At 64.9% G+C, this 20,993-nt stretch carries 20 protein-coding genes; 12 read left to right on the top strand and 8 right to left on the bottom strand.

All coding sequences use genetic code 11. The annotated features are described in order from the left end of the window. Nucleotides 1–4: 4 nt before the first annotated feature. Both AABA86_RS00305 and AABA86_RS00310 read right to left on the bottom strand, forming a co-directional pair. Nucleotides 5–2,272, bottom strand: a complete 2,268-nt coding sequence (locus AABA86_RS00305; protein ID WP_338305367.1) for a cation:proton antiporter domain-containing protein — start codon at nt 2,270–2,272, stop codon at nt 5–7. A gap of 227 nt (nt 2,273–2,499) precedes the next feature. Then, on the bottom strand, nt 2,500–3,672 hold the full coding sequence (locus tag AABA86_RS00310; RefSeq protein WP_338305368.1) for an MFS transporter: 1,173 nt from the start codon (nt 3,670–3,672) through the stop codon (nt 2,500–2,502). 59 nt (nt 3,673–3,731) lie between these two features. Here AABA86_RS00310 and AABA86_RS00315 point away from each other — a divergent pair, with 59 nt between their 5' ends. Both AABA86_RS00315 and AABA86_RS00320 read left to right on the top strand, forming a co-directional pair. Next, entirely contained in the window at nt 3,732–4,532 is an 801-nt protein-coding gene (locus AABA86_RS00315) for an AraC family transcriptional regulator (RefSeq protein ID WP_212246916.1), read from the top strand. Nucleotides 4,533–4,810: 278 nt separating this feature from the next. Beyond that, nucleotides 4,811–6,163, top strand: a complete 1,353-nt coding sequence (locus tag AABA86_RS00320; protein ID WP_212248175.1) for a malonyl-CoA decarboxylase — start codon at nt 4,811–4,813, stop codon at nt 6,161–6,163. 174 nt (nt 6,164–6,337) lie between these two features. Here the strand turns inward: AABA86_RS00320 and tarD are convergent, their stop codons facing one another. The 5 genes from tarD to AABA86_RS00345 all read right to left on the bottom strand — a co-directional run bounded on the left by tarD (nt 6,338) and on the right by AABA86_RS00345 (nt 10,294). Beyond that, entirely contained in the window at nt 6,338–7,507 is a 1,170-nt protein-coding gene (tarD, locus tag AABA86_RS00325; protein ID WP_212248176.1) for a D(-)-tartrate dehydratase, read from the bottom strand. 110 nt (nt 7,508–7,617) lie between these two features. After that, nucleotides 7,618–7,875 carry a DUF3297 family protein gene (locus AABA86_RS00330; RefSeq protein WP_094893764.1) on the bottom strand — a complete coding sequence of 86 codons (258 nt, stop codon included), beginning with the start codon at nt 7,873–7,875 and terminating at the stop codon, nt 7,618–7,620. Next, nucleotides 7,872–8,348, bottom strand: a complete 477-nt coding sequence (locus AABA86_RS00335; protein ID WP_212248179.1) for a glutathione peroxidase — start codon at nt 8,346–8,348, stop codon at nt 7,872–7,874. The genes AABA86_RS00330 and AABA86_RS00335 overlap by 4 nt, the downstream gene beginning before the upstream one ends. 2 nt (nt 8,349–8,350) lie before the next feature. Further along, nucleotides 8,351–9,751, bottom strand: a complete 1,401-nt coding sequence (locus tag AABA86_RS00340) for an amidase family protein (RefSeq protein WP_212248180.1) — start codon at nt 9,749–9,751, stop codon at nt 8,351–8,353. 285 nt (nt 9,752–10,036) lie between these two features. Next, nucleotides 10,037–10,294 carry a DUF6894 family protein gene (locus AABA86_RS00345; protein WP_212248181.1) on the bottom strand — a complete coding sequence of 86 codons (258 nt, stop codon included), beginning with the start codon at nt 10,292–10,294 and terminating at the stop codon, nt 10,037–10,039. A 249-nt stretch (nt 10,295–10,543) separates the two neighbouring features. Between AABA86_RS00345 and pqqA the strand changes: the two genes are divergently transcribed. From pqqA to AABA86_RS00395, 10 genes are all read left to right on the top strand, one after another. After that, nucleotides 10,544–10,624 (top strand): pyrroloquinoline quinone precursor peptide PqqA, encoded by an 81-nt coding sequence (pqqA, locus tag AABA86_RS00350; protein ID WP_007595659.1) that lies wholly within the window; start codon nt 10,544–10,546, stop codon nt 10,622–10,624. 118 nt (nt 10,625–10,742) lie between these two features. After that, complete coding sequence (gene pqqB / locus AABA86_RS00355) at nt 10,743–11,672, top strand: pyrroloquinoline quinone biosynthesis protein PqqB (protein WP_212248182.1); 930 nt, start codon at nt 10,743–10,745, stop codon at nt 11,670–11,672. A 20-nt stretch (nt 11,673–11,692) separates the two neighbouring features. Beyond that, nucleotides 11,693–12,448, top strand: a complete 756-nt coding sequence (gene pqqC, locus AABA86_RS00360) for a pyrroloquinoline-quinone synthase PqqC (protein WP_246550257.1) — start codon at nt 11,693–11,695, stop codon at nt 12,446–12,448. Nucleotides 12,449–12,460: 12 nt separating this feature from the next. Continuing rightward, nucleotides 12,461–12,772, top strand: coding sequence for a pyrroloquinoline quinone biosynthesis peptide chaperone PqqD (gene pqqD / locus AABA86_RS00365; protein ID WP_212248184.1), 312 nt, complete (start codon nt 12,461–12,463; stop codon nt 12,770–12,772). After that, entirely contained in the window at nt 12,769–13,968 is a 1,200-nt protein-coding gene (pqqE, locus tag AABA86_RS00370) for a pyrroloquinoline quinone biosynthesis protein PqqE (RefSeq protein WP_212248185.1), read from the top strand. The genes pqqD and pqqE overlap by 4 nt, the downstream gene beginning before the upstream one ends. Then, a complete protein-coding gene (gene pip / locus AABA86_RS00375) occupies nt 13,958–14,944 on the top strand; it encodes a prolyl aminopeptidase (RefSeq protein WP_338305371.1) in 987 nt (328 codons plus the stop codon). The genes pqqE and pip overlap by 11 nt, the downstream gene beginning before the upstream one ends. Before the next feature lie 13 nt (nt 14,945–14,957). Continuing rightward, on the top strand, nt 14,958–15,635 hold the full coding sequence (locus AABA86_RS00380) for a hypothetical protein (protein ID WP_338305372.1): 678 nt from the start codon (nt 14,958–14,960) through the stop codon (nt 15,633–15,635). Between the two features lie 234 nt (nt 15,636–15,869). After that, nucleotides 15,870–17,669 carry an FAD-dependent oxidoreductase gene (locus tag AABA86_RS00385; protein ID WP_338305373.1) on the top strand — a complete coding sequence of 600 codons (1,800 nt, stop codon included), beginning with the start codon at nt 15,870–15,872 and terminating at the stop codon, nt 17,667–17,669. Further along, nucleotides 17,639–19,486, top strand: coding sequence for a 2-oxoacid:acceptor oxidoreductase subunit alpha (locus AABA86_RS00390; RefSeq protein ID WP_212248195.1), 1,848 nt, complete (start codon nt 17,639–17,641; stop codon nt 19,484–19,486). Before AABA86_RS00385 ends, AABA86_RS00390 begins: the two co-directional genes overlap by 31 nt. Beyond that, a complete protein-coding gene (locus AABA86_RS00395) occupies nt 19,483–20,538 on the top strand; it encodes a 2-oxoacid:ferredoxin oxidoreductase subunit beta (RefSeq protein WP_212248196.1) in 1,056 nt (351 codons plus the stop codon). The genes AABA86_RS00390 and AABA86_RS00395 overlap by 4 nt, the downstream gene beginning before the upstream one ends. On the opposite strand, the gene AABA86_RS00400 is transcribed toward AABA86_RS00395, so the two are convergent. After that, nucleotides 20,539–20,988: a DUF4399 domain-containing protein gene (locus AABA86_RS00400; protein WP_338305374.1), complete on the bottom strand. Its 450-nt coding sequence runs from the start codon at nt 20,986–20,988 to the stop codon at nt 20,539–20,541. Nucleotides 20,989–20,993: the final 5 nt, after the last annotated feature.

Genomic DNA, 20,993 nt, shown 5'->3' on the forward strand with positions numbered 1-20,993 from the left:
CATACTAAGCCTTCTCCACCACCGCCGGCCGCGCCTCGCCGCTCGACACCAGCAGCACCGAGACTTTCGACTGCCTGAGCACCGCGTCGGCGACGCCGCCGAAGGAGAGATGGTCAGCCTGGATGCGGTCGACGCCCATGACGACGAGGTCGACGTCGGTGGTGTCGATCTCGCGCAGGATCGCGGCCTCCGGCGCCCGGTTCACCCGCAGCGTGGTGGTGATGTCGACGTCGTAACGGGCGGCCAGATCGCTGGCGTCCTTGAGGATGCCCGCCTCCTGGCCGAGGCCACGGGAGGCGCCGCGCTGCGCGCCCTTGTCGCGCGTCGTCGCGACATAGATCACCCGGAGCGAGCCTGACCCGGCCTGCGCCAGCGCGACCGCCACCTCGGCGCCGCGCTTGGAGATGCCGCTGCCGGAGACGGGAACGAGGATGTTGAGCGCCTCGGGCGCCGGCTGCTTCAGGTGCTTGCCCTTGGCCGCGACGATCGCAAGCGGTCCTTCGAATTTCGCAGCGATGTCGTCGATCCTCCGATCGAAACGGTCCTTGGCCGTCACGACCTTGTCGATGCCAACGACCAGGAGATCAAAACCCTTGCGCGCCTCGTCGGCGATGGTCTCGCCGAGTTCCGCCTGCCTCGCACGGGTGACGACATCGACGTTGCCGGCCTCGCCGTCGCCATGGGCGGACACGACTTCGGCGGCCTTTTTCACCACGGCTTCGTGGCTCTCCTCCTGGTCGCGGCCCTTCTCCTGTTCCTTGGCGCTCTTGCCGATATGCAGCACGGTGATCGGCAGGCCCCTCATGCCGGCGATCAGGCCGGCGATGTGGGCGGCAAAGGTGGCGTTGACGCTTTCGTCCACCGCCAGAAGAGGACGCTCGAGATTGGCGAGAAAGCCGCGCTTCTCGAATTCCTCCCGCTCCAGCCGTTCCTTCTCCTCCTTGTTCATCGGGAGCCTCGCCAGCGCGGCGCGCAGCATTGGCGGCATCGCCATCGTGGTCACGATCGCCATGGTCACGATCATCGTGAACAGGTTCTGGCTCAGCACGCCGATGGAGAGTCCAATGGTCGCGATGATCACCTCGGTCGAGCCGCGGGCATTCATGCCGCTCGCCAGCGCCAGCGACTCCCGCGTGCTCAGGCCGCCCAACGTGCCGCCGACGAAGGCGCCGCCGAACTTGCCGACGCTGGCGATCACCACCAGGAGGCCGGTGAGCATCAGCAGATTGGGATCACGCAGCACCGAGAGATCGGCGGCAAGGCCGGCGAGGCCGAAGAACACCGGCATGAAGAAGCTGGAGATCAGCCCGCGCAGGCGCTCGTCGATCTGCCGCGTCAGGATCGGGGATTCCCCGACCAGGATGCCGGCGACGAAGGCGCCGAGCACGGTGTGCACGCCGATCAGATGCGTGATCAGCGCCATCACGCTCATCAACAGCAGGATCACCGTGATGACCGCGGCCGCGCTGACGAGATTGTCGTTGGCCCAGCGGATCAGCTGGAACACCAGGCGGCGCCCGATGGTGAAGCTGACGGCGAGGAAGGCGAGCGTGCCCAGCACGGCCTTCGCCACCGAGGCGATATCCAGCGTGCCGTGCGAGGCCAGGCTGAAGATGACGGCGATGATGATCCAACCGATGGTGTCGTCGATCACGGCGGTCGCGACGATGATCTGACCGACATTGCGGCGCATGAAATTCATCTCGCGCACCACCACCGCGACGATCTTCACGGACGAAATCGACAGCGCCGTGCCCATGAACAGCGAAGCGACCAGGCGCTGTTGCGGATTAGGCAGCAGCGCATCGGGCAGGAACTCGCCGAGCGCAAAGCCGCAGGCGAAGGGCACGAGGATGCCGGCGATCGAGATCGCGATCGCGGCCTTGCCGACTTTCCTGACCAGCTTGAGGTCGGTCTCCATGCCGGTGAGCAGCAGCAGGAGCAGGATGCCCACTTGCGCGATGCCGTCGAGCATCGCCTTCTGCTCGGGTGCCTTCGGGAAGATCGCGTGCTGCGCTTCCGGCCAGATCCAGCCGAACAGCGACGGTCCGAGGATAATGCCGGCGAGCAACTCGCCGATCACCGAGGGCTGGCCGACGCGCTGCATGATCTCGCCGAGACCGCGACCGACCGCGATCAGGAGCACGATCTGCGTCACCAGCAGGAATTCGGACGGGGCAGCCGATTTGCCGCCCTCAGCACCGGCCGCAATGGTGGTGAGGACAAGCGCCGCGGGGACAAGGCCGACCGGTCGGAGCAGGCGCCATGGCATGCAGGTGTCTTTCCCCCTTCACCCCCGGTGTCGGGGCCGCGGGGATAGAACCCGCGGGAGGTGGGGCGGGTTCCACCCCGCTGGTGCCCCGGCCGCAGCGCAGCGCCTCTTCGGCGGTGCGCTGCAGAGCCGGGGCCTATGCCGCCGAGAAACTTGCCCGCAATTTTCTGGGTCCCGGCTCTGCGCCGCAACGCTTACGCCTTGCAGCTTGCCCGGGACACGGGCCCTCACACTGCAGCCGGCGTCCTGATCTCGCGGGGCAGGATGATGGCCGCCGCGACCGCCAGCAGGCAGAGCGCGGCGAAGGCGTGCAGCATGGTGACGAAGCCGCCCTGCTCGTAGAGCCAGGCGACCAGGCCGACCGAGGCGCCCGCCGCGGTGAACCCGATGAAATAGCGCACGGCGTAGGCGCGCGAGCGCCATTCCTCGCTGGTGTACTTGCCGACCATGGCGTCGTTCACCGTGACCTGCCCGAACGCACCCATGACGATGCCGATCGAGACCAGGATCAGCGGCAGATTGTTCAGGCTCGCTGCCAGATACAGGAATGGCGCCAGCATGAAGGACAGCGGCAGCGCCACCGTCTTCAGCGAATAGCGGTCGAGCAGCCGTCCGATCGTGTATTGCGTCATCGCGCCGAACACGTAGACGCAGGCCGCGATCACGCCGAGCAGCGCCGGGCTTTCCGTCAAATCCGCCAACCGCTCCGCGAACAGTTTTGGCAGCGCCACGGTGACGGCGTTGAACGTGGTGGAGATCGCGATCACCACGATCAGCAGCGACAGCACCACGCGCCACATGTCCTGCTTGGCCACCCGCGCCTGCGCCGCCGCCTGCTTGGAACCCTTGCGGTCCTCGTGCACGACCATCATCGCAAAGGCGATGCCGATCAGGATGGTGACCACGCCGGGAACGATGAAGGCAAAGCGCCAGCCGAGATACTGGCCGATCACGCCGGTCACCAGCGCGGAGGAGGCAACGCCGAGATTGCCCCAGACGCCGTTGATGCCCATCTCGCGGCCGAGCCGGTCGGCATAGGACACGATCATGGCGGTGCCGACGGGATGATAGATCGAGGCAAAGATGCCGATCGAAAGCAAGGCGGCACCGAGGTGCGCCGGGGTCTGCACGAGCCCGACCGAAATCATGGACGCCCCGATGCCGACGAAGAAGATCAGCATCATGTGGCGGCGGCTCCAGCGGTCGCCGAGCCAGCCGGTCAGCAGCGAGCCGGCGCCGAAGGCCACGAACCCCGGTGTCGCGTAGGGCAAGAGTTCCGAATAGGCCATGCCGAGCGCCGGCCCCATGATGATGACGGCGGCGGCGAAGATCAGCATCGCATAATGGTCGATGAAATGGCCTGCGTTGACGAAACTGATCACCCGGCTGGGGCTGTTCATACGAATCCTCTCCTGCTCCAATATGAGTTATATGTCCTCCCCATGACGGGATGCTGCCAATGACTGTCTTGGAAACGCCAATCCTGCGGGAGGTCCGGAGCAACCACCGCTCGCCCGCGGGCGTGCACCTGGTTGCGCGCGACTATCCCAAGGGCATGCGGATCGATCCGCACCTGCACCGCGAGGCGCAGCTGATCTATGCGGCGAAGGGCACGATGCAGGTGACGACGCCCGGAGGGCGGTGGCTGGTGCCGCCGGACCGGGCGGTGTGGGTCCCGGCCGGGCTCGAGCACGCCATCGACCTGCTCGCCGACATCGAGATGCGCACGCTGTATTTCGACCTGTCCTGGCTCAAGCGCGAGCAGCGCTATGACGGCCTGACCCGGGAATTCGTGGTGCGGGTGTCGCCGCTGCTCAACCAGGCGATCCTCGCGCTGTTCGACGCGCGCAACACGGAAGAGCGCACCGAGCTCTTGGTGCGCCTCGTGATGCTGGAATTGCACCAGGCCGAGGATTCCGCGACCTTCGTGCCGCTGCCGCACGAGCCGCGCTGCCGCCGCGCCGCGCTGATCGTGCTCGACGACCCCACGGGGCTGCACGACATCGACACCCTGGCGCGCGAGGTTGGAACTTCCGCGCGGACGCTGTCGCGGCTGTTTTCGACGGAGACGCAGCTGAGCTTCAAGAGCTGGTGCCAGCGCGCGCGGATCGCCGCGGCGATCCAGCGGCTCTCCACGGATGCGAATGTCTCGGTGAAGCAGCTCGCGACGCAGCTCGGCTATGCCAGCGTGCCGGCGTTCTCGGCCGCGTTCCGGCAGGTGACGGGGCGGACGCCGACGGAGTTTGCGGGGAAAGTGTAGCTCGTCGATACGAGCGCAGAACTCGTAGGGTGGGCAAAGCGGAGCGTGCCCACGCATTTTTCGCAATCGAGAGAGATCGTGGGCACGGCGCAAGTGCGCCTTTGCCCACCCCACGGTAGCGGTGCCCTCGGTGGCATTGCCGCGAAGGCAGGCATACCGGCATTCTCCAAGCGCACGGCCCAACTAAAGTTGCCGCATTCCTCCGCTTGATTGTGATCGGATTCCGCCCAAATCCCATGTAAGCTTCTGCAACGCACAAACCCGACACGAAAGTCCCGATGGCCAACGCCTTCTTCTCCGATCTGCTCGCCACCATCTCCGAGCGCGGCCGCACGCTGCTTCGTCGTGGCGAGTCCGCCGAAACCAGACGGGACGCCGACGGGCTGATCGATCTCTGCGATGCGCTGCTGTCGGGCCGGGGCGAGGCATCGGGCATCGCCATTGCGCGTGAGGTGCTCGACATCTACCGGGAGCTGGATGCGGCGGGACGCCGCGCCTTCTTCGACGGACTGGTGCGCGATTTCGGCCCGGACCGGGAGCGCCTGTCCAAGGCGATCGAGAAATGGCGCGCCGCGCCCAGCGACGAGGACGCAAGCTCGCTGCATTTCGCCTCGGAGCCGCGGCGGCAGGAGCTGATCCGCCGCCTCAACCGCGCGCCGGGCGGCACCGGCGATCTCGTCAACATGCGCGCCGATCTGCTCGGCATGATGAACGGGCACACCGATCTGGCCGCGCTCGATCGCGACGTCTCGCATCTTCTCTCTTCGTGGTTCAACAGGGGGTTTCTCGTGCTGCGCCGGATTGACTGGTCGACCCCGGCCAACATCCTCGAAAAGATCATCCGCTATGAAGCCGTGCACGAGATCTCCGACTGGGACGATCTGCGCCGCCGCATCGATCCGGTCGACCGCCGCTGCTACGCCTTCTTCCATCCGGCGATGGTCGACGAGCCCTTGATTTTCGTCGAGGTGGCGCTGACCGAGACGATCCCCGGCGCGATCGCGCCGCTGCTTGCGGTCGACCGCCAGTATCTGCCGATCGAGCGCGCGCGCACTGCCGTGTTCTATTCGATCTCCAATACCCAGCGCGGTCTCGGCGGCATCTCCTTCGGCAGCTTCCTGATCAAGCAGGTGGTGGAGGAGCTGCGCCGCGAAACGCCCAAGCTCGACAACTTCGTGACGCTGTCGCCGGTGCCTGGCTTCATGCCATGGGTGAAGCAGGACAAGGACCTGCCGCTGTCGGACGAGGACCGCGAGGTGCTGAAGCGCCTCGACGACCCCAAATGGTTCGAGAGCCCCGAGACGACGGCACAGCTCCGCGCCGTGATCGAGCCGCTCGCGGCGCACTATTTCCTGAAGGCACGCACGCCGAAGGGCAAGCTGATCGATTCCGTCGCCCGCTTCCATCTCGGCAACGGCGCCAGGCTGGAGCGCATCAACTGGCTCGGCGATCTCTCGCCGAAGGGCCTGCGCGAGTCCGCCGGCGTCATGGTCAACTATCTCTACCGCCTCGACGACATCGAGAAGAACCACGAGGCCTACGCGAATGACGGCGAGGTGGTGGCGTCGAGTGCGGTGAAGAAACTGCTGAAGGGCGAAGGGCGACGGCTGCTGGATATGCGGTTGTCGTAAGCGGCAAACTCAGTCGTCGTCCCGGACAAGCGAAGCGCTGATCCGGGACCCATAGCCACAGGGTTGGGTTTGGCGAAGACTCGGAGTTGCCGGCCCGCTCCATAACCTCTCCCTGGGGTTATGGGTCCCCGCGTTCGCGGGGACGACACCGAGTTGTTGGAGACGCCGTCGACCCTACTCCGCCAGCGCCTTCATCTCCTTGTAGAGATCCGACTTGCCTTCAAAACCGATGCCAGGAAGATCCGGCATGGTGATGTGGCCGTTCTCGACGCGCACACCATCCGGGAAGCCGCCGTAGGGCTGGAACAGGTCGGGATAGCTCTCGTTACCGCCCAAGCCCAAGCCGGCGGCGATGTTGAGCGACATCTGGTGGCCGCCGTGCGGGATGCAGCGGCTGGGCGACCAGCCGTGCGTCTTCAACACCTCCAGCGTGCGCTGATATTCGCACAGGCCGTAGGACAGGGCACAGTCGAATTGCAGCCAGTCGCGGTCGGGGCGCATGCCGCCGTAGCGGATCAGGTTGCGGGCGTCCTGGTGGCTGAAGAGATTCTCGCCCGTCGCCATCGGGCCCGGATAGAATTCGGCGAGCGCGGCCTGCAGCGCGTAGTCGAGGGGATCGCCGACTTCCTCGTACCAGAACAAGGGATAGTCGCGCAGCATCTTGGCATAGGCGATGCCGGTCTCGAGGTTGAAGCGGCCGTTGGCGTCGACGGCAAGCTGCGCGTCCTTGCCGATCTCCTTCAGCACCGCCTCGATGCGGGTGCGGTCGTCCTCGATTGCCGCGCCGCCGATCTTCATCTTCACGACGTTGTAGCCGCGATCGAGATAGCCGCGCATCTCAGCCCGCAGCATCGAGAGGTCCTTGCCAGGATAGTAATAGCCGCCGGCAGCGTAGACGAAGACGCGCGGATTAGCCTTGACGCCATGACGTTCGGCGAGCAGGCGAAACAGCGGCTTGCCGGCAATCTTGGCCACCGCATCCCACACCGCCATGTCGATGGTGCCGACTGCGACCGAACGCTCGCCGTGGCCGCCGGGCTTCTCGTTGGTCATCATCGCGCCCCAGACCTTGTCGGGGTCGAGATTGTCGCCGGCCGCATTCAGCAGCGAGTTCGGATCGGCCTCGCTGATGCGCGAGGCAAAACGCTCGCGGATCAACCCGCCCTGCCCGTAACGGCCGTTGGAGTTGAAGCCGTAGCCGATCACGCGCTTGCCGTCGCGCACGACATCGGTGACGACGGCGACGAGGCTCGTCGTCATCTTGGTGAAGTCGATATAGGCGTTGCGGATCGGCGAGGAGATCGGCTTGGTGATCTCGCGGACGTCGACGATGCGGACGGACATGGGGTATCAACTTTCTCTTTTCGTCATTCCGGGGCGATGCGCAGCATCGAACCCGGAATCTTGAGATTCCGGATTCTCGCTACGCGAGCCCCGGAATGACGGCTTCGCCGTCACTTCTTATCCCTGAAATACGGCTCCACGGGCCCGTGCACCTTGATGGTCAGCGGGTTGCCGTGGCGGTCCTTGGCGTTCCCTGCGGTGACGCGGACCCAGCCTTCGCTGATGCAGTACTCCTCGACATTGGTCTTCTCGACGCCTTTGAAGCGGATGCCGACGTCGCGCGACAGGATGTCCGCGTTGTAGAAGGGGCTGTTCGGATCGACCGACAGGCGGTCCGGAAATTCGTCGCTCATGATTGTCTCGCTCATAACAGGGTCTCGATTTGATTCCGCAATCCTTCGGGCCGTGCGGTCGGCGCGTAGCGCGCGATTACGCGGCCCTGACGGTCCACCAGGAATTTGGTGAAATTCCATTTGATGGAGGCCCCTAACAGGCCCGATTGCTGGTGTTTCAGGTACTCATACAGAGGGTGCGCATGGGCACCGTTGACGTCGATCTTCTCGAACAGGGGAAAGGTGACGTCGTAATTGGTCGAGCAGAACGCCTGGATCTCAGCTGCCGGCCCCGGCTCCTGCGCGCCGAACTGGTTGCAGGGAAAGCCGAGCACGGAGAAGCCGCGCGGCGAGAGATCGCGGTGCAGATCCTCAAGGCCACGATATTGCGGCGTGAAGCCGCATTTGCTCGCGGTGTTGACGATCAGGAGCACCTGCCCCTCGAAGCGGCGGAGCGCAACCTCCTCACCCGCGAGCGAGTTGGCCTTGAAATCGTAGATCGCGGACATCGCTAACCCACGGGATCGATCGGCGACGGCGGCACGCCGCCCGCCTCGATCGCCTCGCCTGCGAGCAGGCAGAGATCCTCGCGATAGCGGCCCGAGACGATATGCACGCCGACGGGCGCCTTGCCGACGAGACCCGTGGAGACCACGAGGCCCGGCAGACCCATGAAGGGAATGGCGATCTGCGGCAGCTGTGCTTCCCAGACCCGCTTGAAGGACTCCTCGTCCTTGCGGTCGAGATGATCGGGGAACGGCAGTTCGCCGGACACCGGCGTCAGCAGCACGGCGTATTTCTCGAAGAACAGCATCCAGTCGCGGGTCAGCGTGGCTCTTCGGGTCAGAGCCTTGGCATAGTTGGCCTGGTCCATCGGCGTGACCCTGGCGCGGTTGCCGCGCAGGCACGCCAGCGCGCCGGGATCGCCCTCGCGCTCGGCCATCTCCAGCTGGGCCTCATAGCCGTCGCCGAGCCAGAGCTTGATCTGCCATTCGACCGCCTCGCGCATCGGCGGCGTATCCTCGATGATGTCGACGGTCCAGCCGGCGCGCTCCAGCCGCTTGCCGGCATCGCTCACCGCCGCCTTCACCTCCGGCGTGGTGGCAAGCCCGCCGGGATTGAGGCAGAGCGCGGCGCGCTTTTCCCGCGCTGGGCCTTCGAGCGGCACCGGTGCGAACCAGGGGTCGCGGATGTCGCGGGCCGACATCGCAGCCAGCGAAATCCTGATGTCGTTGACGGTGCGCGCCAGCGGACCCGACACCGCCATGATCTGCGGCCCGATCGGACGCTCCGGCAGCGCCGGATTGAAGGCGGGGATGCGGCCGAGCGTCGGGCGAAGGCCGTGCACGCCGCAGGCATAGGCGGGATAGCGGATCGAGCCGGCAATGTCGGTGCCATGAGCGATGTGGCCGATGCCGGCCGCAACCGCCGAACCGGCGCCGCCGGACGAGCCGCCCGGGGTCAGCGAAGCATCGCGCGGGTTCTTGGTGTCGCCATGGACGAGGTTGGTGGTGAACCAGCGATAGGAGAAGGCCGGGCAATTGGTGCGGCCTAGCAGGACGGCGCCGGCCTTGCGGAAATTGGCGACCACCGGATTGTCCTCCCGCGCGATCAAATCGCGCTGGAGCTTCAGGCCGTTGGTGGTGGCAAAGCCCTCCTGGTCGACATTGGCCTTGATGGTGACGGGCACGCCGGCGAGCACGCCGGGGTCCTCGCCCCGCGCGATGGCGGCATCGACGGCGTCGGCCTGCTTGAGCACGTCGTCCGGCCGGTGGTCGATCACGGCGTTGAGCTGGGGATTGACCGCATCCAGGCGGGCGAGACCGGCCTTGGCCGCCTCCCTGGCGGACACCTTTTTGGACTTGACGAGGGTGGCGAGGTCGGCAGCCGACAGGCGCCAGAGATCTTGCATGGCTTGCTCCGTGTAACCGGCGTCTTTTAGCGCCGGGAACGCGGCAAAGCCATGCGGATTTCGCAGAGGCGAAGGGCGGGAGGTGAGCTCTCAATTGATTGCTGGATCGAGGAGCGGGCTCGATAACCTCTCCCGCTTGCGGGTGAGGTCGCGCCGAAGGCGCGGGTGAGGGTTCTCTCCGCTTGGGGAGTCTTCGTTGTCGAGACACCCTCTCCCCAGCCCTCCCCCGCAAGCGGGAGAGGGAGCACACCGCCGCCGCGGCTGCGTTTCAGTACAATGTCGGCCTCAATGCCGCGTCGCGGACGCGTCCGGGATGTCCAGCAGCGCTTCGGTGAAGGGGAACTCCAGCACGATCTCGCCTTCGGCGTCGGTCACCTCGATCACGGCGTCCAGCAGGGCGCGCTGGGTGCCCTCGGATTTCACCACCTCCAGGATCATCTGGCGGGCGACCTCCCAGGCGCGGTCGGGGTTGCGCAGGTCCTCGCCTTCGGGATCCACGATCAGTTCGTCGCCGATACGGGTGTTGAAGAAATATCTGGGCATCATCGAGATCCAGCTAGAGTCGCCTGTACCGGATTGAAAGCTGCACTGCACTCACAACTGCTTTATCAGGACAGGCTTCGCGACCGAATGCGCCGGACGCAAGGCAGCACCTCAGAGGTGGTGTTCCCAATGGCATTTTTCGCGGCGCAACATGGCCTTCTCGGGAAAATTTCACTGGCGAACTTCTCCGCGCGCACTAATTTAACGGGTGGGCGGATACGTCCGAATTCGCGAAAATGGAGTGCCAAAATGGCCTGGAAAGCCCCGAAGATCGTCGAAGTGCCCTGCGGCATGGAAATCAACATGTATGTGAGCGCCACCCGCAAGTAAGCGGTTGGTGATCTGCGTTCAGCGCAGGTGGGTCTTTCGGTCACGACCGGTTTCCGAATGAGGGAAATCGTGTCGGCCTGAGATCCACCTCCGTGACGTTGCTTCCAGGAGACGGATCATGCTTCGCGTCGTCGTCCTGGGCGCCGCAGCCGGCGGCGGAGTGCCGCAATGGAATTGCGGCTGCGAGGGCTGCCGGGCGGCCCGTGCGAACGGCCATGAGCTTTATCGAACCCAGGCCTCGGTCGCTTTCAGCGGCGATGGCGAGCACTGGTTCCTGATCAACGCCTCCCCGGACCTGCGCCAGCAATTGAATGCCACGCCGCAACTGCACCCCAAGGCCGGGGCGCTGCGCCATACGCCGATTGCGGGCGTGATCCTGACCAACAGCGAAGTGGATGCGGTGGCAGGCCTGCTCTCGATGCGCGAAAGTTCGCCGTTCACGATCTATGCGCATGAGAAGGTGCTGGCGATCCTGGCCAGCAATAGCATCTTCAACGTGCTGAACGAGAAGCACGTGCGGCGCCAGCCGATCGCCATCAGCGAGCCGTTCGAACCGCGGTTACCGGATGGCGCGCGATCGGGGCTGGAAGTGCTGGCCTTCGCAGTCCCCGGCAAGTCGGCCTGGTATCTGGAAGGCAAGGCGCATCCGGGCGGGGAGAGCGGCGACGGCGACACGCTGGGCCTGAAGATCACCGACAAGGCGACCGGCAAGTGTTTCTACTTCATCGCCGCCTGCGCCGAGGTGACCGATGCGCTCAAGGCCGAGATCGACGGCGCTTCGCTCGTGTTCTTCGACGGCACGGTCTGGCAGGACGACGAGATGATCAAATGCGGCCTCGGCCACAAGACCGGCAAGAGCATGGGACATGTCGCCATGTCCGGCGAGGACGGCGCCATCGCACGGCTGGCCGACCTCGCTATCGACAGGAAGATATTTCTGCATATCAATAACTCGAACCCGGCGCTGCTGCCCGCCTCATCCGAGCGCAAGGCCGCTGAGGCGGCGGGCTGGCAGATACCGGCGGATGGAACGGAGATCGTGCTGTGAATGCGGCGTCAATGACTGGAATGACTGCGCTCTCGATCGGCAAGGATTTGAGGCTCAACTCGGCCGAGGAGCTCGAGGCAGCGCTGCGCCACATCGGCGCGACGCGCTATCACAGCCTGCACCCGTTCCATAAGCTCTTGCACGGCGGCAAGCTGAACAAGGGCCAGGTGCAGGCCTGGGCGCTGAACCGCTACTATTACCAGAGCACGATCCCGATCAAGGACGCGGTGGTGATCTCGCGCTTCCGCGACCGCGCCACGCGCCTGGAATGGCGCCACCGCATCGAGGACCATGACGGCGATGTCGGCTCCGAGGGCGGCATCGAGCGCTGGATCAAGCTGACGGAAGGACTCGGGCTCGACACGGCTTACGTGGAATCGACCGAAGGCATCTTGCCGGCGACGCGCTTCGCGGTCGAAGCCTACGTCCACTATTGCCGCGAGAAGAGCCCGCTGGAGGCGATCGCCTCCTCGCTCACCGAACTGTTCGCGCCGAGCATCCATGAAGAGCGCATCGCGGGCATGTTGCAGCACTACGACTTCGTGAACCCCGACATCATGAGCTACTTCAAGCGTCGCCTGACGCAGGCGCCGCGCGATGCCAATTTCGCGCTCGACTATGTCCGGACGCATGCGCGGACGCCGGAGGAGCGCGCCTCCGTCTGCAACGCGCTGATCTTCAAGACCAACGTGCTATGGGTGCAGCTCGACGCGCTCCAGCACGCCTATGTCGAGGGCAATATTCCGCCGGGCGCGTTCGTGCCCAAAGCGAGCTGAAGAGGAACTGGAATGGCCGGGCCGCGGAACATCAGCGTCAGCGAGGCGAGCCGCCCGGTGCTGCCGCGGCATGCCAAGCTGAAATATGACGAGACGCGGAAGGTCTGGGTGATCCTGGCACCGGAACGGGTGCTGGCCCCGGACGAGATCGCGGTCGAGGTCTTGCGGCTCTGCAACGGCGAGCGCAATGTCGGCGATATCGCCGACCAATTGGCGGCGAAATACGCCGCGCCGCGCGAGGCGATCCTGGCCGACGTCATCGTCATGCTGCAGGATCTCGCCGACAAGGGCTTTCTCACGGAGGCCCGGGAGAAGACGTCATGAGCGATGTGCTCGGCAATCCCATCATCCCCCCTGACGCCAGCGACAGCCTCGCGGTGCTGGAGAAGCAGCGCTCGACGGCGGAGACATTCGGCATTCCGCTCGCGGTGCTGCTGGAGATCACGCACCGCTGCCCGCTGCAATGCCCCTATTGCTCCAACCCGGTCGAGCTCGATCGCTCCGGCAAGGAGCTGACCACGGAGGAATGGAAGAAGGTGCTCAGCGAGCTCGCCGAGATCGGCGTGCTGCAGGTGCATTTCTCCGGCGGCGAACCGACGGCGCGCAAGGACCTCGTCGACCTCGTCAAGCATGCCAGCGACGTCGGCCTCTACACCAATCTCATCACCTCGGCCGTGCTGCTGACGCGCGAGAAGCTCGGCGAGCTCGCCGATGCCGGGCTCTGCCATGTGCAGATCTCGTTCCAGGGCATCGAAGAAGGCCTCGCCGATCGCGTCGCCGGCTACAAGGGCGGGCACCGCAAGAAGCTCGAGGTCGCAAAGTGGACGCGCGAGCTGGACCTGCCGCTCACCGTGAACGCGGTGATGCACCGGCAGAACCTGCATCAGCTGCCTGATATCATCCAGATGTCCATCGATCTCGACGCCGACCGGCTCGAGGTCGCCAATGTGCAGTATTACGGCTGGGCGTTGAAGAACCGCGCCGCGCTGATGCCGACCGTGGCGCAGCTGGACGAGTGTACGCGCATCGTCGAGGAGGCGCGCGAGCGGCTGAAGGGCACGCTTGCGATCGACTACGTCGTCCCTGATTATTACGCGCTGCGGCCGAAGAAATGCATGGGCGGCTGGGGCCGGCAATTCTTCAACATCTCGCCAGCCGGCAAGGTGCTGCCCTGCCACGCCGCCGAGAGCATCACCGGGCTCGACTTCGAATCCGTCCGCTCCAATCATTCGATCGCCTGGATCTGGCAGAACTCGGAGGCCTTCAACCGCTATCGCGGCACCGGCTGGATGAAGGAGCCGTGCAAGTCTTGCGAATTCCGCGAGATCGATTTCGGCGGCTGCCGCTGCCAGGCCTTTGCGCTGACCGGGGACGCCGCCAACACCGATCCGGCCTGCGCGCTGTCGCCGCTGCACGAAACCATCTTCAAGCAGGCCGAGCGTGAGGCCGAGGGCGAGACCAGCCGCTTCCTCTATCGCAACTTCGCCGGCGGTACTCTGGAATCCGAGAATGGGGCCTGACGCCGACGCAGGCACAGCGGCGAGGCGCGCCGATCCCTTTGCGCCGCTGACCTCCGACATGCTCGACGTCGGCGACGGCCATGAGCTCTATGTCGAGAGCGTCGGCCGCAGCGACGGCATTCCCGCGATCTATCTGCATGGCGGGCCCGGCAGCGGCTGCCAGCCCGATCATCGCCGGCTGTTCGATCCCGACCGCTTCTGCGCCGTGCTGTTCGACCAGCGCGGCTGCGGCCGCAGCCGTCCCAAGGGATCGCGCGAGCACAACACCACGGCCCATCTGATCGCCGACATGGAGAAAATCCGCGACAAGTTCGGCTTCGACCGCTGGATGGTAGTCGGCGGCTCCTGGGGCGCGACGCTGGCGCTGGCGTACGCGCAGGCCCATCCCGAGCGCGTCTGCGGCATCGCGCTGCGTGCAACCTTTCTGGGCACGCGGGCGGAGGTCGAGACGGCCTTCACGGTACGCCTGCCGCAATTCTATCCCGCACTCTACGAGGATTTTCTGAGCGTGCTGCCGCCCGGGGAACGCGCGCATCCGGTGGAAGCCTATTATCGCCGCATCCTCGATGCCGATCCGGCCGTTCACGGACCCGCGGCCCGCGCCTGGCACGACACCGAGCGCGCATTGTCGGAGCACAAGGCGGCCAAGACGCGGCTGGACCTGGCGTCGCTGAACGTCTGGCGCACGCTGCCGGCGACGCCGTTCATGGAGGCGCATTACTTCAGCAACGACAGCTTCATGAACCAAGACCAGCTGCTGCGGAACGCGGACCGGCTCGCCGGCATTCCCGGCATTATCGTGCAGGGCCGCTACGACCTGTTGTGCCCCCCTGAGACATCACACGCGCTCGCGAAAGTTTGGCCGGGTTCCGAGTTTCGCATCGTGGAAGAAGCCGGACATTCGCTCTATGATACCGGCGTGAGGGATGCGGTGATGAAGTCGATCGCGGACCTTGCTTCGAAGATCGGGCGATGAGAGGACAAGAAGAATGCCGCTCGCCGGAAAGGGCATGCTGCTGACGTCGATGAATATCGACACAGCCAATGAGGCCGATTTCAACCGCTGGTATGATCGCGAGCATCTGGAAGAGCGCGTTGCGATCGAGGGCTTTCTGGAAGCGCGGCGCTATGTCGCGCATGCCGCCAATCCCAAATATCTCTCGCTGTACTCGACTGCGACGCTCGACGTGCTCGACAGTCCGCCCTATCGGGCGCGGCTTGCCAATCAGACCGAATGGTCGCGGCGGAGCATGGCGCATTTCAAGGACATGCTCCGTGTCGCCGCTCGCATTACCATCAGCAACGGCACCGGCCGCGGCGCTGCGCTCGGCGTGGTGCGGCTGCGGCCGACGCCCGACAATGCGACGCCCTGGCGTGATGCACTGCAAGAAAAGCTGGCGCCGGAGAAGCGCGACGGCATCATCTCCATGCATCTGCTCGAGAGCGAGCCGGAATTGTCTGGCGCAACGGCGGACATTCCGGCGGTGCGCAACGAAGGCGCACGCGACTGGTTCGTGCTGATCGACGGCACGCATGTCGGCGCAGTCTCGGCCGTGATCGCCGAGCGCTTCACCGGCCCTGCTGCATCACCCTTCCCGCTGCCCGTCTCGGTCGGGACTTACAGCCTGATGTGGGACCTCGCGAAGAGCGATATCGCACGCGGCTGAACATATCTGCATCGCAACATATTGCACCGCACGCGCACCGCGCGCGGCCGCTAATGCTATGCGCGCGTGGCTCCTATGAAAGAGGGGACGCGCAAAACTTTGCCGTTGTACTTCGGAGAGGTTCTAATAAGCTAACCCAATGACGTCATTCAGAAACCAGATCGACGCGCGTTAAGCGTTCGCCAAGCTCAGAAGAGGCCGCCGGGTCTTTGAGCCTGCGCGGACAGGGTAGGAATGAAACCGACCGATATCGCGGCCCCCGACTACTTTCACAAAGTGGTCGATTGCCAATGGGCCTGTCCTGCGCACACCCCGGTTCCCGAATATATCCGACTGATCGCACAAGGCCGCTACAGCGACGCCTACATGATCAATTGGAAATCGAACGTGTTTCCCGGAATTCTGGGACGCACCTGCGATCGTCCATGCGAGCCGGCGTGCCGCCGCGGACGTGTCGAGGAGACGCCGGTCGCGATCTGCCGGCTCAAGCGCGTCGCCGCCGATTTCAAGGACGACATCAAGCAGCGCCTGCCGCGCCCCTCACCGAAGAACGGCAAACGCGTTGCCTTCGTCGGCGGTGGTCCGGCCTCGCTGACGGTGGCGCGCGATCTGGCGCCGCTCGGCTATCACTGCACCGTGTTCGATGCCGATCCGGAAGCCGGCGGCATGATGCGCACGCAGATCCCGAAATTCCGCCTGCCCAATTCGGTGATCGACGAGGAGACCGGCTACATCCTGGGTCTCGGCGTCGAGTTCAGAGGCGGCCACCGCATCGAGAGCATGAAGGCACTGCTCGCGGAGAAATATGATGCGATCTTCGTCGGCTCCGGCGCGCCGCGCGGCCGCGAGCTCGACATTCCCGGCCGCAAGGAAGCGGCTGGCAACATCCATATCGGCATCGAGTGGCTGGCCTCGGTCTCGTTCGGCCATGTCGACAAGATCGGCAAGCGCGTGATCGTGCTCGGCGGCGGCAACACCGCGATGGATTGCTGCCGCACCGCGCGCCGCCTCGGCGGCGAGAAAGTCACGGTGATCGTGCGCTCCGGCTTCGAGGAGATGAAGGCCTCGCCGTGGGAGAAGGAGGACGCAATCCACGAGGATATTCCGATCCTCAATTACATGGTGCCGGTTGCATTCAAGCACGTCGCCGGCAAGCTCATCGGCGTCACCTTCCAGCACGTCAAAGCCGAATTTGACGCCAAGGGCCGCCGTAACCTCGTGCCTTCGGGCGATCCCGATCAGACCATTCCCTGCGACGACGTGCTGGTGGCGGTCGGCCAGGAGAACGCCTTCCCCTGGATCGAGCAGGATTGCGGCATCGAGTTCGACAAATGGCACATGCCCAAGGTCGATCCCAAGACATTCGCCTCGACCAATCCAAAGGTGTTCTTCGGCGGCGATGCTGCATTCGGCCCGAAGAACATCATCTGGGCGGTGGCGCACGGCCATGACGCCGCGCTGTCGATCCACAAGATGCTCTCGGGTGAGGACATTACCGAGCGTCCGCTGCCCGACGTGCATGTCTCATCGCAGAAGATGGGCATCCACGAATGGAGCTATGACAACGACATCTCGATCGACAAGCGCTACAAGGTGCCGCATCGCGACAAGGTGATCGCGCTGAAGGACATCCGCGCCGAGGTCGAGCTCGGCTATGACGTCAAGCTGGCGCTGGGCGAAGCCGAGCGCTGCCTGAACTGCGACGTCCAGACCGTGTTCTCGACCTCGCTCTGCATTGAATGCGATGCCTGCGCGGACATCTGCCCGATGGATTGCATCACCTTCACCGGCAACGGCGAGGAAAGCGACCTGCGCCAGCGCCTGAAGGCGCCCTCGCCGCATCCGGACCAGGACCTCTACGTCTCCTCGGATCTCAAAACCGGGCGCGTAATGGTGAAGGATGAGGACGTCTGCCTGCATTGCGGACTGTGCGCCGAGCGCTGTCCCACCGGCGCCTGGGACATGCAGAAATATTTCATCGAGATGACCCACGCAGGTTCGACATGCCCGACAAAAAGCCGATCAGCAGCGTAAACGACTTCGTCGTCCGCTTCGCCAACGTCAACGGCTCGGGCTCGGCCAGCGCCAACGAAATGTTCGCACGCGCGATCCTGCGGCACGGCGTCCCGGTCTCCCCGCGCAACATCTTCCCCTCCAACATCCAGGGCCTGCCGACCTGGTACGAGGTGCGGGTGACCGAGGACGGCCATCTCGGCGCCCGCGGCGGCGTCGACATGATGGTCGCGATGAACCCGCAGACCTGGGACAAGGACGTCGCCGGCATCGAGCCCGGCGGCTATCTGTTCTACGATTCCACCAAGCCGATGCCGTCGACCAAATTCCGCGACGACATCACCGTGATCGGCGTGCCGCTCACCGCCATCACCAACTCGACCTACACCGATCCGCGCCAGCGCCAGCTGTTCAAGAACATCATCTATCTCGGCGCGCTCTCGGCGCTGCTCGACATGGACCCGAAGCTGATCGAACAGCTGATCGGCGAGCAGTACAAGGGCAAGGAGAAACTGCTCTCCTCCAACGTCCACGCACTGCATTTGGGGCGCGACTGGGCGCTGCAGAATTTGAAATGCCCGCTCGGGCTGCGGGTGAAGAAATCCGACAAGGTCGGCGACCGCATCTTCATCGAGGGCAACAGCGCTGCCGCGCTCGGCGCCGTCTATGGCGGCGCGACGGTGTGCGCGTGGTATCCGATCACTCCGTCCTCGTCGGTGGCGGAAGCCTTCACCAGCCATTGCAAGAAGTACCGCCACGACCCTGAGACCGGCAAGGCGAAGTATGCGATCGTGCAGGGCGAGGACGAGCTGGCTTCGATCGGCATCGTCATCGGCGCGTCCTGGAACGGCGCCCGCGCGTTCACCGCAACCTCCGGCCCCGGCATCTCCTTGATGACGGAATTCATCGGCCTCTCATACTTCGCCGAGATTCCGGCCGTGATCATGAACATCCAGCGCGCCGGCCCCTCGACGGGCATGCCGACCCGCACCCAGCAATGCGACATCATCGCCTGCGCCTATGCTTCGCATGGCGACACCAAGCACGTGCTGCTGTTCCCCGAAGATCCCGCCGAGGCCTTCGAGTTCGCGGCCGCCGCCTTCGATCTCGCCGAGCGGCTGCAGACCACGATCTTCCTGATGCTCGACCTCGACATCGGCATGAACCACCGGCTCTGCCGCCCGCTGAAGTGGGACGACGCAAGGCAATACGACCGCGGCAAGGTGATGACCGAGGAGATGCTGGAAGAGGGGCGCGACTTCGGCCGCTATCTCGACGTCGACGGCGACGGTATCCCCTACCGCACCTATCCCGGCACGCACCCGACCAAAGGCTCCTATTTCACCCGCGGCACCTCGCGTGATCGCTATGCGCGCTACTCCGAGGAAGGCTCGGTCTACGCCGACAACATGCAGCGCCTGATGCGCAAGTTCGAGACCGCGCAGGACCTGGTACCGCGGCCGCTGCAGGCCAATGCGGAGCGGCCGACCAAATACGGCGTGATCTATTTCGGCTCGACCTCGCCGGCGATGGACGAGGCGATCGGTCTCTTGGAAGCGCGCGGGCATCAGCTCGACCGCCTGCGCATCCGCGCCTTCCCATTCCATTCGAGCGTGGCGAGCTTCCTCGCCGAGCACGATTTCGTCTACGTCGTCGAGCAGAACCGCGACAGCCAGCTCCGCCAGCTGATCGTCAACGAGAACGGCATCGACCCGGTGCGCCTCGTGCCGATCGTGCACTATGACGGCTCGCCGATCACCGCCCGTTTCATCGCGAAAGCCATTGGCGACCACCAGGATCACCTCAAGGTGACCCCGCTCCGCAAGGCCGTGTCATGACCTACATCGCAAAGCCGAAATTCCATCATCCCGGCCTCAAGAAGAACGAGCTCGGCTACACCCATCGCGACTACGAGGGCAAGATCTCGACGCTGTGCGCCGGCTGCGGCCATGATTCGATCACGGCCTCGATCATCGAGGCCTGCTACGAGCTCTCGATCGAGCCGCACCGGGTGGCGAAGATCTCCGGCATCGGCTGCTCGTCGAAGACGCCGGACTATTTCCTCGGCAATTCGCACGGCTTCAACTCCGTGCACGGCCGCATGCCATCCGTGCTCACCGGCGCCAACCTCGCCAACCGCGATCTGATCTATCTCGGCGTGTCCGGCGACGGCGATTCCGCGTCGATCGGGTTCGGCCAGTTCGCACACTCGATCCGGCGCGGCGTCAACATGACCTATATCGTCGAGAACAACGGCGTCTACGGGCTGACCAAGGGCCAGTTCTCGGCCACCGCCGACCGCGGCTCGAAGTCCAAGAAGGGCGTCACCAACACCGACAACGCCATCGACCTCGTCGCGATCGCGCTGCAGCTGGGCGCCACCTTCGTGGCGCGCAGCTTCTCCGGCGACAAGACCCAGCTGGTGCCGCTGATCGCGGCCGCGATCCGCCACAAGGGCGCCTCCTTCATCGACGTCATCAGCCCCTGCATCGCCTTCAACAACCATGCCGGCTCGACCAAGAGCTTCGACTATGTCCGCGAGCACAACGACGCCGTGAACCGGCTCGACGTGCTGGTCGGCCGCGATCCCATTGCCGTCGACTACGCGCCCGGCACGGTGCAAATGGTCGAGCAGCACGACGGCAGCAAGATCGCACTGCGCAAGATCGACGCCGACTACGATCCGCATGATCGGCTCGGGGCCCAGACCTTCCTCGCGCGGCACGCCGCCAAGGGCCAGATCGTCACCGGGCTTCTCTACGTCGACCCCGACGCCGAAGACCTGCACGAGCACCTCAACACGGTCGCCACGCCGCTCAACACGCTGGAGGCGGACACGCTGTGCCCGGGTTCGGCGGTGCTGGACAAGATCAACGCCAGCCTGCGGTGATCATCTCCGCCGCTCTAAAGCAGGCGATCTGACGCGTATGGTGATCTTCTCCGACACGACAGGCGGCTCGAACGGATAGTGCCTGGCGTCGCCGAGCACCAGTTGCAACGTGTGCGTCCCCGGCGGAAGGTCGAGCAAGGTTTCGGTCTGCCCTGCGCCGAAATGCAGGTGCGACTTGTCCTGCGGGATCGGCTCCTTGGAATCGATGGGGTCGTTGACGTCGACGAACAGATGGTGATGACCGGCGTTCTGGTAGTCGTCGCCGGCATGAGTGACTCCCATATTGCGCAAGCCGAACCTGACCCAGAAGCCACCACGAACCTTCTGTCCGTCATGCGGCGTGATGAAATAGAGCTTCGCATCCTTCGGGGCGGCCTTGCCTTGCGACAAGGCTGCGCCCGGAAGCAATGCGATCGCCGCTGACAGCGCGATGCAGCGAAGGATTTGCATCAAAC

This window comes from Bradyrhizobium sp. TM233, from assembly GCF_036247965.1.
GTDB lineage: Bacteria > Pseudomonadota > Alphaproteobacteria > Rhizobiales > Xanthobacteraceae > Bradyrhizobium > Bradyrhizobium ottawaense.